The sequence below is a fragment of the Nocardioides pocheonensis genome, from assembly GCF_003725535.1.
Taxonomy (GTDB): Bacteria; Actinomycetota; Actinomycetes; order Propionibacteriales; family Nocardioidaceae; genus Marmoricola; species Marmoricola pocheonensis.
In genome coordinates this window covers 360,024-372,252 of record NZ_RJSF01000040.1, presented here as the reverse complement: position 1 = coordinate 372,252, position 12,229 = coordinate 360,024, and the positions used below count along the sequence as shown (strand labels likewise).

Annotated in this window: 9 protein-coding genes; 6 read left to right on the top strand and 3 right to left on the bottom strand. The window is 71.8% G+C overall.

Annotation, left to right across the window (positions count from 1 at the left end):
* Positions 1 to 66: 66 nt before the first annotated feature.
* Positions 67 to 1,827, top strand: coding sequence for an MFS transporter (locus EFL26_RS12645; protein WP_123223219.1), 1,761 nt, complete (start codon positions 67 to 69; stop codon positions 1,825 to 1,827).
* 4 nt (positions 1,828 to 1,831) lie between these two features.
* The gene (locus EFL26_RS12640; RefSeq protein WP_123223218.1) at positions 1,832 to 2,272 is read left to right on the top strand and encodes a MarR family winged helix-turn-helix transcriptional regulator; all 441 of its coding nucleotides are present in this window, start codon (positions 1,832 to 1,834) and stop codon (positions 2,270 to 2,272) included.
* A gap of 3 nt (positions 2,273 to 2,275) precedes the next feature.
* Here EFL26_RS12640 and EFL26_RS12635 read toward each other — a convergent pair whose 3' ends face one another.
* Together EFL26_RS12635 and EFL26_RS12630 are read right to left on the bottom strand one after the other, a co-directional pair.
* On the bottom strand, positions 2,276 to 5,206 hold the full coding sequence (locus tag EFL26_RS12635; RefSeq protein ID WP_342773532.1) for an Rne/Rng family ribonuclease: 2,931 nt from the start codon (positions 5,204 to 5,206) through the stop codon (positions 2,276 to 2,278).
* Positions 5,207 to 5,411: 205 nt separating this feature from the next.
* Complete coding sequence (locus EFL26_RS12630) at positions 5,412 to 6,173, bottom strand: TIGR03936 family radical SAM-associated protein (RefSeq protein ID WP_123223216.1); 762 nt, start codon at positions 6,171 to 6,173, stop codon at positions 5,412 to 5,414.
* Between the two features lie 80 nt (positions 6,174 to 6,253).
* Here EFL26_RS12630 and EFL26_RS12625 point away from each other — a divergent pair, with 80 nt between their 5' ends.
* On the top strand, positions 6,254 to 7,213 hold the full coding sequence (locus tag EFL26_RS12625) for a glycosyltransferase family 2 protein (protein WP_123223215.1): 960 nt from the start codon (positions 6,254 to 6,256) through the stop codon (positions 7,211 to 7,213).
* Here the strand turns inward: EFL26_RS12625 and EFL26_RS12620 are convergent.
* Positions 7,154 to 8,368 carry a glycosyltransferase family 2 protein gene (locus tag EFL26_RS12620; protein WP_221176941.1) on the bottom strand — a complete coding sequence of 405 codons (1,215 nt, stop codon included), beginning with the start codon at positions 8,366 to 8,368 and terminating at the stop codon, positions 7,154 to 7,156. The genes EFL26_RS12625 and EFL26_RS12620 overlap by 60 nt on opposite strands.
* A gap of 79 nt (positions 8,369 to 8,447) precedes the next feature.
* On the opposite strand from EFL26_RS12620, the gene EFL26_RS12615 reads away from it, so the two are divergent.
* From EFL26_RS12615 to EFL26_RS12605, 3 genes are all read left to right on the top strand, one after another.
* Positions 8,448 to 9,077, top strand: a complete 630-nt coding sequence (locus EFL26_RS12615) for an SAM-dependent methyltransferase (RefSeq protein WP_183408168.1) — start codon at positions 8,448 to 8,450, stop codon at positions 9,075 to 9,077.
* A gap of 105 nt (positions 9,078 to 9,182) precedes the next feature.
* Complete coding sequence (locus EFL26_RS12610) at positions 9,183 to 10,214, top strand: glycosyltransferase (protein WP_123223213.1); 1,032 nt, start codon at positions 9,183 to 9,185, stop codon at positions 10,212 to 10,214.
* 23 nt (positions 10,215 to 10,237) lie between these two features.
* A complete protein-coding gene (locus EFL26_RS12605; RefSeq protein ID WP_148046701.1) occupies positions 10,238 to 12,154 on the top strand; it encodes a hypothetical protein in 1,917 nt (638 codons plus the stop codon).
* Positions 12,155 to 12,229: the final 75 nt, after the last annotated feature.

Sequence of the window (12,229 nt, the reverse complement as noted above, 5' to 3'; positions counted from 1 at the left end):
GTCCGGCGCCGCGGGGGGCCGCCGTACCCGCAGGATAGTTCACGAATGTGAAGTAATCTGCCGGTCATGTCCTCCCGCTCGGTCTCCCCCGGCCCGCCGACGCCTCCCGGCAACGAGGCGCCGCTGTCGCGCTTCGACCGCGACCACCCGCACTACCGCTGGATCGCGCTGTCGAACACCACGCTCGGCATGCTCATGGCCACGATCAACTCCTCGATCGTGATCATCTCGCTGCCGGCGATCTTCCGCGGGATCCACCTGGACCCGCTCGAGCCGGGGAACGTCAGCTACCTGCTCTGGATCATCATGGGCTTCCTGGTGGTCTCGGCGGTCCTCGTCGTCACCCTGGGCCGGCTCGGCGACATCTACGGCCGGGTCAAGATGTACAACCTCGGCTTCGCGGTCTTCTCCGCCTTCTCGATCCTGCTCTCGGTCGACCCCTTCACCGGCGGCCAGGGTGCGATGTGGCTGATCGTGATGCGGGTCGGCCAGGGCATCGGCGGGGCGATGCTGTTCGCGAACTCCACGGCGATCCTCACCGACGCCTTCCCCGCCGCGCAGCGCGGCATGGCGCTGGGCATCAACCAGGTCTCCGCGATCGCCGGCTCGTTCCTGGGCCTGATCATCGGCGGCGTGCTCAGCGAGTGGCACTGGCGCGCGGTGTTCTGGGTGAGCGTGCCGATCGGCGTGGTCGCGACCGTCTGGGGCTACCGCTCCCTCGTCGAGCTCGGCGAGCGCCGGCACGCCCGGCTGGACATCCCGGGGAACGTCACCTTCGCCGTCGGGCTCACCGCGCTGCTGGTCGCGATCACCTACGGCATCCAGCCGTACGGCGACCACTCGACCGGATGGTTCAACCCGTGGGTCCTCGCGGGGTTGATCGGGGGAACCGTCCTGCTCGTCGCCTTCGCGCTGATCGAGGCGCGCGTGGAGCATCCGATGGTGCCGATCGGCCTGTTCCGGATCCGCCCGTTCACGATGGCCAACCTCGCCGGCCTGATGGCGGCGATCGGTCGCGGTGGGCTGCAGTTCATGCTGATCATCTGGCTCCAGGGCATCTGGCTACCGCTCCACGGCTACAGCTACGAGTCGACGCCGCTGTGGGCCGGCATCTACCTGCTCCCCCTGACCGTCGGCTTCCTCGTGGCCGGGCCGGTCTCCGGATGGCTGTCCGACCACTTCGGCGCCCGCCTGTTCGCCACCGGTGGCTCGCTGCTGGTGGCCGTCACCTTCGTGCTGCTGCTGGTGATCCCGATCGACTTCGCCTACCCCTGGTTCGCGCTGGTGATCTTCCTGAACGGGATCGGGTCCGGCCTGTTCAGCGCCCCGAACACCACGGCGGTGATGAACTCCGTGCCGGCGCACGAGCGGGGAGCGGCCTCCGGCATCCGCGGCACGATCTTCAACTCCGGCACGTCGCTGTCGATCGGGGTGTTCTTCTCGCTGATGGTCGTGGCGCTCGCGAACGTGCTGCCCCGGACGCTCACCGACGGGCTGACCAGCCAGGGGGTCCCGCACGACGTGGCCGCACGCATCGGCGGCCTCCCGCCGGTGGGATCGCTGTTCGCGTCGTTCCTCGGCTACAACCCGATCGCCTCGCTGCTCGGACCCACCGGTGCCCTCGACTCGCTGCCGAGCGAGCACGTGCGGACGCTGACCGGCAAGACCTTCTTCCCCCACCTGATGACCGACCCGTTCCACCACGGGCTGGTCGTGGTCTTCCTGGCCGCCGCCGCGATGATGCTGGTCGCCGCCGCGGCCTCCTGGGCGGCCGGGGCGAAGTACGTCCACGACGACCGGCCCGGCGAGGCCCTGGGACGGGAGTGAGTCGATGACGACCCCTCCTCCGGACGACGTCGGCGGCGACACCATCCGGCTCTACCGAGCGCTGGTCCGGATCACGCGCTCGATCCGGCGCGACGCGCGCGAGATCCCGATCGGGCACGGAGCGCTGAGCGCACTCGCCACCCTGGTCACCGACGGGCCGCAGCGGGCCGGCACCCTCGCCGAGACCGAGGGCGTGAGCGCTCCGGCGATGACCCGCCTGCTGAAGTTCCTCGAGGACCAGGCGTACGTCGCGCGGCGCGCGGACCCCGACGACGGCCGGGCGACCCTGCTGGCGGCCACGCAGGCCGGCGAGGACCTGGTCCGGTCAGGGCGGGCCGCGCGGCTACGCGGGCTCGAGGACCGCCTCGCGGCGCTTCCGGACGACCAGCTCGAGCTGCTGCTGGCCGCGCTCCCTGCCCTCGAAGCCCTCGCCGACGACGCCTGACGATCAGCGCTTGCGCGAGCCCTTCTTCTTGACGGGCACGTGCACCAGCGGGTGGCCGTTGTCCGCCTCGTCGAGCTCGAGGGCCGCGTCGGCGGCCACGCCGTCGACCAGGTCCTGGACCTCCGGGGCCGCGCCGTTCTGCGCGGATGCGTCGACCGACGCCGCCTCCCGGTCGTCGTCGCCCGCGGCGGGCGTGGTCGCGTCGGCCTGGGCCTCGGCTGCCTCCGCGTCGGGCTCCTGGACCTCCGCGCTCGCGGCAGGCGGCCCGGCGGGCCGCCCCGCGCGACGACGGCGCGTGCTGGTCACGACGATCGGTCCCGGAGCGGCCTCCGCGGCGTCGCCCGGCCCGGGCTCGGGGGCCGTCACGCCCGCCCAGGTGATCTCCAGCGGGGGCTCCGAGGCCTCGTCGGGCGCCTCCCCGACCAGGGCTGCCTCCACCGGGTCACCGGTGAGCTCGCGCTCGTTGCCCTCGTCCGTGCCCTGCTCGACCTCGACCGGCACCGTCTCCTGCTCGACCTCGGCGGACCGGGCGGCGCCCTCCGCCGGGGGCTTCGACCCGGCCAGGGCCATCGGCGACGGCTTCACCGGCTCGACCGGCGCGGAGGTGGTCTCACCGGAACGACCGCGCGTGCGTCCGCCCCGGCCTCGGCGCCCACGAGCCTCGTCGGCCGCCGGCGCACTGCCGCCGCGACCGGCCGGCTCGACCGGCTGCTCGTGCACGATCAGGCCGCGGCCCTTGCAGTGCTCGCACTCCTCGCTGAACGCCTCGAGCAGACCGGTGCCGATCCGCTTGCGGGTCATCTGCACCAGGCCGAGCGAGGTCACCTCGGCGACCTGGTGGCGGGTGCGGTCACGGCCCAGGCACTCGACCAGGCGGCGGAGCACCAGGTCGCGGTTGGACTCCAGGACCATGTCGATGAAGTCGATGACGATGATGCCGCCGATGTCACGGAGCCGCAGCTGCCGGACGATCTCCTCGGCGGCCTCCAGGTTGTTCTTGGTGACCGTCTCCTCGAGGTTGCCGCCCGAGCCGGTGAACTTCCCGGTGTTGACGTCCACGACGGTCATCGCCTCGGTGCGGTCGATGACCAGTGACCCGCCCGACGGCAGCCAGACCTTGCGGTCGACCCCCTTGGCGATCTGCTCGTCGATCCGGTACGCCGCGAAGATGTCCCGGCCGTCCTTGGACTCGTAGCGCTCGAGGCGCTCCTTGAGGTCGGGAGCGACGTGCTCGACGTAGCCCTCCACGAGGTCCCAGGCGTCGTCGCCCTCGACGACCAGCCGGCTGAAGTCCTCGGTGAAGAGGTCGCGGACGACCTTGAGCGTGAGGTCCGGCTCGCCGTACAGGAGCTCGGGGCCCTTGCCCGCCTCGACCCGCTTCTCGATCTCGGCCCAGCGGGCGGTCAGCCGCTCGACGTCGTGGGTCAGCTCGTCCTCGCTGGCGCCCTCGGCGGCCGTGCGGACGATGACGCCGGCGGTGTCGGGGACGATCTCCTTGAGCAGCGTCTTGAGCCGGTTGCGCTCGGTGTCGGGGAGCTTGCGGGAGATCCCGCTCGTGGTGCCGTCGGGCACGTAGACGAGGAACCGGCCGGGCAGGCTGATCTGGCCGGTCAGCCGGGCGCCCTTGTGGCCGACCGGGTCCTTGGTGACCTGCACCAGGATGGTCTGGCCCGACTTGAGCACGGACTCGATCTTGCGGGGCTGGCCCTCCTTGTGACCGAGCGCCGACCAGTTCACCTCACCGGCGTACAGCACCGCGTTGCGACCCTTGCCGATGTCGACGAACGCCGCCTCCATCGAGGGCAGGACGTTCTGGACGCGTCCGAGGTAGATGTTGCCGATCAGGGAGGTCTGCGACTCCCGGGCCACGTAGTGCTCCACGAGCACCTTGTCCTCGAGCACGCCGATCTGGGTGAGCTCGCCGCGCTGGCGGATCACCATGACCCGCTCGACCGACTCCCGCCGCGCGAGGAACTCCGCCTCGCTGACGATCGGGGCGCGGCGACGGCCGGCCTCGCGGCCCTCACGGCGGCGCTGCTTCTTCGCCTCCAGCCGGGTGGAGCCGGCGACACCGGTGATCTCGTCCTCGGGGTTGCGCGGCTTGCGGACCCGCGTACGCCGACGACGGGTGCCGCCCTCCTCGCCGCCCTCGTCGTCGCTGTCCTCCCGCTCGTCCGGGACGGAGCCGCTCGGGGTCTCGTCGGCACCCTCGGCGCCGTCGTCCCCGGCACCACGACGACGTCGACGCCCACCACGCCGCCGCCGGCGACGGGGGCCGCCCTCGCCGTTCTCGCTGTCGTCCGCTTCGCCCTCGGCCTGGCCGTCGACCTGGCCCTCGACCTGGGCCGCGTCGCTCGCCTGGTCGGGCTCCTCCGCGACCTCGTCGCCGGACCGGGCCTTCGTGGTCTTCTTCGCCGCCTTCTTGGCGGTCTTCTTCGCCGCCTTCTTGGCAGTCTTCTTCGCGGCGCCGTCCTGCTCCTGGCCCTCGGTCTCGCCCGGGGTCCCGTCAGCGACCGGTGCGGCCTCGGCCGCATCCTCGGCGGGGGCGCTCGCGGCGGTCGCCTTGGCGGCCCGCTTGCGGGTCGGGGTGGCCTCGGGCGCCTGGAAGAGGACCGCCGGCGCGGCGGCGGCCTTCCGCGACCGCTTGGCGGTCTTCCGGGGGGCCTCGGCGGCCTCAGGAGCCTCGGCGGCCCCAGGGGCCTCACTGGCCGGCTCCGCACCGGCCTGCGGGACCTCGGTGCCTGCCTCGGGCGCGGCGGCCTTCTTCGCGGTCTTCTTGGCCGGGGCCTTCTTGGTGGTCTTCTTCGCCGCCTTCTTGGCGGCCTTCTTCACCGGGGCGTCGGCGCCCTCGGCGGCCGGCGGAGCGGCACCGGCGTCGCCGCCGGCGGGAGTCTCAGGGGTTTCGGGGCCGGTGGTGTCGTCAGCGTCGAGCACGATCGCTCTCCTCGTGCACGGGGCCTGCGCATCGCTGGCGACCGTGCGGGTCGGCCGCGGGGATCTGGTGAGCCTCGCGACAAAAGCCTTCAGTCGGCGACGACACCCTCCGTGTGCGTACGTCGGGTGGAGCGGTCCCTCGTCACTGACCGCGGTCGCAGTGCCTCTTCCGGGCTACCGACCCCTGCGCGCTGTCACCACGCATTCAGCCGGCCGCGTCGCGGTCCGGTGACAACGGATCACCCACCGTGCCGGTTCGTGGATCGAGAGGACCCTGTGCCAGCCTCTGCGCGAGCGCAGCCGGGCCGGTACTGGTCCCCGCAACTTCACGGAGCGCGGCGAGAACGTCGTCGGGTCTCACGGACGGTGTTCCATGTCGCAAGACCACTTGGAGTATCGCACACGTTTGTCCGGTGTTCGCCGACTCGCCGGTCGCCCGCGCCTCCAGCGCCACGATCGCGGCCCGGGCGTCGAAGGTCCGCAACCCCTTCTTGGTCATCCGCTCGACGGGCACCTCGTCGGTCGCCAGCAGCGTGTCGACCGCGGTGCGGAGCGTGTCGGCGTCGACCCCGGTGAGCGTGATCTCCCAGACCGATGCCTCCAGCCGGTCGGCCAGGGAGCCGCCCGCGCTCTCGACGACCTCGACCAGGTCCAGGCCGTCGGGCAGGGAGTCGTCCAGCTCGCGGCGCACGATCTCCGGGTCACGTCGCTCGGCCAGGCCGATCTCGAGGTACTCCGCCTCGCTGGCGGCTCCGGTCGGGCTCGCCCCGGCGTACGAGATGCGCGGGTGGGGGCTGAACCCCGAGGAGTACGCCATCGGCACCTGCGCCCGGAACAACGCACGCTCGAAGGCCCGGCTGAAGTCCCGGTGGCTGGTGAACCTGAGCCGCCCCCGCTTGGCGTAGCGGATCCGCAGCCGCTGGACCGGCGGAGCCTGCTGCTCGGGCTGGCTGCGGGGAGGTGGCACGCACGGAACCCTATCCGGGCGGGACGGTGGACTCTCTCGTTGCCGAGAGGTCCCGGCCGCCAACGGCTAACTTGGGCGCCATGGAGGGTGAACGAGTGTCCGGCTCCGGGCCGCGGATCTCGTTCGCGATCCCGTACTTCAGCGGGCTCGGTCACCTGCGCGAGGCGATCGAGAGCGTGCTGCGCCAGGAGTGGGACGACTGGGAGCTCGTGGTCGTCGACGACCACGGGCCGGAACCTGCCGAGGACCTGGTCGCGTCGTTCAACGACGCCCGGATCTCCTACGTGCGCAACGAGCGCAACCTCGGCCTGGGCGGCAACTGGAACCGCTGCCTCGAGCTGACCCGGGCCCCGCTGGTGACGATCCTGCACGCCGACGACCGCCTGCTCCCGGAGTACGCCGGTGCCGTGCTCGCAGCCGCCGACGCGCACCCTGAGGTCGCGGCGGTCTTCACCGACGTCTTCACGATCGACGCCCACGGCGTGCGCAGGCGGACGATCACCGACCACGTCAAGAGCCGGCTCCCCCGCCCCTCCGGGGACCACGTCGTGGAGGGGGACGAGGGCCTGGCGCACCTCTTGTTCGGCAACTACATCATCTGCCCGACGATGTGCCTCCGACGCGCGCTCGTCGGGCACGCGCCGTTCAGCACCACCCTGCGCTTCGTCCCCGACTGGGAGCTGACCACCCGGCTCCTCCTGCAGGGAGGGTCCCTCTACGCCCTGCGCCGGCCCCTGCTGGAGTACCGGCGCCACGCCGGCACCGAGACGAGCCGGATGACGTCGGACGCGTCCCGGTTCGCCGAGGAGATCGGGTTGATGCGGCAGCGGGCGGCCGAGTGCGCCCAGCACGGTCTCGCCCGCTCGGCCCGTACGGCGCGCCGCCGGACCACCGTCCGGGGCCACCTGCTGCTCCGGGCGACCCTCGACGGGGCGCGCGGGAGGCGGGTCTCGGCCCGGGAGGAGTGGCGGGCTTTCTGGTCAGACCTTCGTGACCACGGCGACCGGCTCCGGGTGGATCACCCGGATCCGCAGGAGTGACAGGAAGAGCCCGGCCATGACGGTCTGCGAGCCGAGGATGAGGCCGAGCATCGCCGGTGCCGCCGCTCGCACGCTGTCCCGCGCCTTGAGGGCGCCGAAGCCCTGGCCGCGCCAGTCGATCAGGGACGCCACGGTCCACCCGACCCCGACCAGGAAGATGACGAAGCCGATCCCGATGAGCTTCTCCAGGTTCAGCCGCTCCTGGAACCGGTGGAACCTGGCCCCGGCCGGCAGAAAGCCCTCGTGCGCGGCGTACACCTTGGAGAGCACGGCGAAGATCGCGGCCTGGTAGCCGACGACGGTCGCCGCCACCCCGTAGAGCATCGCGCCGACGTCCAGGCCGTGCCCGCCCACGACGATCGGCCCCCTGATCAGGGCGGACGTCATCACGAGGCCGAGCAGCGCCAGGAAGACGCCCGGGTAGAGGAACAGCCAGCGGGGGCTGTAGAGCAGCAGGAACCTCAGGTGGCGCCAGCCGTCGCGGAAGCTGCGGAGGTGCGGGCGCCTCTCGCGACCGTCGCGACGCAGCCTCGCCGGCACCTCGCGCACGTCGAGCTCGGCCAGGCACGCCTTCACCACCATCTCGCTGGCGAACTCCATGCCCGAGGTCCGCAGGTCGAGGGCGCTGATCGAGTCGCGTCGGAACGCCCGCAGGCCGCAGTGGAAGTCCCGGACCGGCGCCTCGAAGAACAGCCGGCCGACGAACGACAGGATCGGGTTGCCGACGTACCGGTGCAGCGGTGGCATCGCACCCGGGTCGATCCCTCCGCGGAACCGGTTCCCCATCACCAGGTCCGCCCCGGACCTGAGCTCGTCGAGGAACGGGCCCAGCGCCTCGAAGTCGTAGCTGTCGTCGGCGTCGCCCATGGCCACGTAGGTCCCCCGGGACGCCGCGATGCCACCGGCCAGTGCGGCGCCGTACCCGCGCTCCTCCACGACGACCACGCGCGCGCCTTCGGCCCGGGCGATGTCCTGGGAGCCGTCCGTGCTGCCGTTGTCCGCGACCACGATCTCCCCGGAGACACCGGAACGGTCCAGGAAGGCGCGGGCGTGGCGGATGCAGGTCGCCAGCGTCACGCTCTCGTTGAGGCAGGGCATCAGGATCGACAGCTCGACGTCAGCGCCCGGATCGGCTCCTTCGACGAGGGCGGACACGACCCCAGCGTAATCCGCGCGAGGGTTATCGTGGCGGCTCCTGGCGACGCCCGCGCGTCCGGACGGGGAGGTGAGCGGGGTGACCGAGACACCCGGACCACGGCCGGACGGCCGCGACACCGCCGGCAGCGAGTACGCCGAGCGCCTGCGGACCCGCGGCGATGCGCGCTGGAAGCGGCTGCTCGACGTGCAGCGCCCCTACCGGTGGAACCTGCGGCGCCTCGAGCTCGGCCGCGTGCTCGACATCGGGTGCGGGGTGGGCCGCAACCTCCACGGCCTGGCCCCGGGCAGTGTCGGCGTGGACCACAACGAGGTGGCCGTGGCGATGGCCCGCGACGCCGGGCTGTCGGCGTACACGACCGAGGAGTTCGACGGCTCGGACCTCGACCGGCCCGGCGCCTTCGACGCGATCCTGCTGGCGCACGTGCTCGAGCACGTGTCGGCCGAGGTCGCCGACGAGATCCTGGATCGGTACCTGCCCTGCGTCCGCGACGGCGGCCGTGTGGTGCTGATCACACCGCAGGAGGTCGGGTACCGCAGCGACCCCACGCACGTCCGGTTCGTCGATCTCGAGACGATGCGCAGCCACGTCGTACGCCTGGGGCTGACCGTCGAGCGGGCCTACTCCTTCCCCTTCCCGCGGCCCGTGGGCAAGGTGTTCACGTACAACGAGTTCGTCCTGGTGGCGTCCAAACCCGCCTCTGCCTGAACCGTCGAGCCGCTCTGCCGTCCCGCGGTGTGACCTTCGCCTCGTGGACGCCTCTGGGGCTCGCACGATTCGGCCGGGCGTCCCGCCTTCCCTACACTGCGAGCCATGTCTGAGCCCTCCACGCCCGCGCGCGCGACCTCGCTGGCGCCGGGTCCGAGCGTCGACACGACGGGTCTCCGCGTGGCCGCGATCGTCCCCTGCCACAACGAGGAGCTCGCGGTCGGCAAGGTCGTGCGCGACCTGGTCGACGCCGTGCCGGGGATCGACGTCTACGTCTACGACAACAACTCGACCGACAAGACCGCCGAGGTCGCCCGTGATGCGGGCGCGATCGTCAGGTACGAGCACGCCAAGGGCAAGGGCAACGTCGTCCGGCGCGCCTTCGCCGACGTCGACGCCGACGTCTACCTCATGATCGACGGTGACGACACGTACGACGCCTCGGCGGCCCCCCGCCTGATCTCCACCCTGCTCGAGGGCCCCTACGACCACGTGCTGGGCGTCCGTCGCGAGGTGACCGAGACGGCGTACCGGCCGGGTCACGCGACCGGCAACCGGATGTTCAACGCGCTGGTCAGCGGCATCTTCGGCGTCGAGGTCAGCGACATGCTCAGCGGCTACCGCGCCTTCAGCCACCGGTTCGTCAAGTCGTTCCCCGCGGTGTCGCGGGAGTTCGAGACCGAGACCGAGCTGACGGTGCACGCCGCGACCCTGCGCGTCCCGCAGACCGAGGTCGAGGTCGACTTCACCGACCGTCCCGAGGGCGCGGAGAGCAAGCTGCGCACCTACCACGACGGTTTCAAGATCCTCCGTCTCGTCCTGCACCTCGCCCGGGTCGAGCGCCCGGTGCTGTTCCACACCGCGGTGGCCGCAGTGCTGATGCTCGTGGGCCTCGTGGTCGGCCTGCCCGCCGTCCTGGACTACCTGCGCACGGGGCTGGTGCCGCGGTTCCCCAGCGCGATCCTGGCCGCCAGCATCGAGCTGCTCTCCTTCATGACCTTCTTCCTCGGCCTCACCCTGAGCGCGCTGAAGCGGGTGAAGGACGAGAACATGCGCCTGGTCTACCTCTCGATGCGCCCCCCGGCCACGGTGGCGGCCCCGGTGGAGGGCGGCACACCCGCGCAGAGCACGCGGTGAGCGACCGCCTAGGGTCTCCTCGCGTGAATCCTGAACGCGAGCCTCGCCCGCTGTCGTCGACCGTGTGGTCGTCCTGGGTCGCGGGCGTCGGGGCGCTCGTCTGGTTCGTGACCTTCGCCGCGCTCCTGGCGGGCTCGCAGTTCTACACCGACGACCTGCTCTACCTCCAGCAGGGTGCGCGCGACCACCTCACGCTCGGCTGGCTCCAGGTGAACAGCTACGGGCACTTCGCGCCGGTCTTCCGGCTGATCTATGCCGTCGTCGCGCGGCTCGGCGGCGTGAACTGGGCCCTGGCAGCCGCAGTCCTCGCCACGCTCGTGCTGCTGCTCTACGTCGCCCTCGCGTGGTTCACCACGCAGCTCCTCGGGCGGCGACCCGCGGCCATCGTGGTCGCCGTCGCGGGCGTGACCTGCATCCCCGCCCTCAGGACGACGCTCTGGATGGCGTCCGGCGTCCAGGTCATCGGCGGCGCACTCTGCATGACGTTCTGCATCGCCGGGTTCGTCGCCTACGTCCGGTCGCAGCGCGTCGCTGCCCTGGCGATCTCGGTGCTCAGCCTCGTCGTGGGCCTGGTCTGGCAGGAGCGCCCGATCCTCACGATCGGCTACCTGGTGCTGATCCGGTACCTCTTCTTCCCTCCCGACTGGGCCCTGGGCCGTCGGCGCACCATCGTGAGAGACGCCCTGATGTGGGCGCCGTACCTCGTCGTGATCGCCGGGTACCTCGCCTACCGGCTCTTCGTCTTCGACGCGTCGCCTGCGCCGGGGACCCTGCGGTCGGCCTGGTCCCTGCTCACGAGCGGCTTCGTCCGCAGCTACCTCCCGAGCCTGGTCGGGATCCGCCTGGACCAGAACTCCGGCTGGTTCGAACCCGCATCCATCCTCGGCGCGCTCGTCCTCCTCGGCGCCTTCGCCGCACTGGCCCTCACCCGCCGTGGCGTCTGGCGTTGCGTGGTCTTCCTGCTGGCGACGTACGTCGCCAACGTCGCCGTGCAGGCTGCCGGGCGGCTCGGAGCGCACGGGGCCGATCCGATCGGCTACTCGCGGGACCTGCAGTACTTCGTCGACCCGTACCTCGCGACCATCTTCGCCCTGTGCCTGGGCGCCGTGCTCCCGCGACGCGAGCCGGGCGCGCTCGGCCGGCTGGTCCCGGGAGTGGCCGTCCTGACCGCCGCGGTCCTCGCGGTCGTGACCACGGTGTCGTGGACCGTCGTGGTCCGGAACAACGCCCAGACGGGAGCGCACAGCTACCTCAACCGGGCGATCTCCGAGCTCGACGCGACCGGGCCGGTCGACCTGGTCAGCCTGAAGGTGCCGGCCAGCGTCGCGTTCTCCTTCGTGGACCCCTTCACCGACCAGGTCCAGTTCCTGACCATCGACAAGGACCTCGCGCAGAAGATCGACCCGACCTCACCGCGAAAGGTGGTCCTGGCGGCGGACGGGAGCGTCATGCCCGTGCACCCGGCCACGCTCGCTCGCAGCACCGACCTGGGTGCCGCGCGCCCGGTGCCGGGCCGGAAGGCGACGCTCACGCGGACGGCCAGTGGGCTCTGCATGAGCGGCGGCGCATCCTCGGCGATCAAGGTCCCGCTGCCGGCCACGGCGCCCTTGCCCGGCGTCGGAGCCTTCCAGCTCGCCTACAGCAGCCCCCACGGCGCGGAGATCCGTGTCGGCACCTACACCGACTCCGGGCGGAGCATGAACCAGTGGTGGTCCACGCTGCCGGGAGGCACCGACCGGACCTTCCTCGGCCGGCTCGACGGTGAACCCGGGCAGGGTCTGCTGATCGTCGCGGTCAAGCCCGTCCAGGACCTCTGCATCCGCAGCGCGTGGGTGGGCATGCTCGCGGTCGACACGCCGGACGGCTGTCGGGTGGTCGACCACGTCGGCGCCTACACCGCCGAGCCGGCGGACTGCTCGAAGGGCTGGCCCGCACAGTAGGCGGTGCCGAACGACGCCCGCTCCATTGCTTAGACTCGCGAGGTTGCCCGATCAGCTGCCGACCCCATGAGGCCG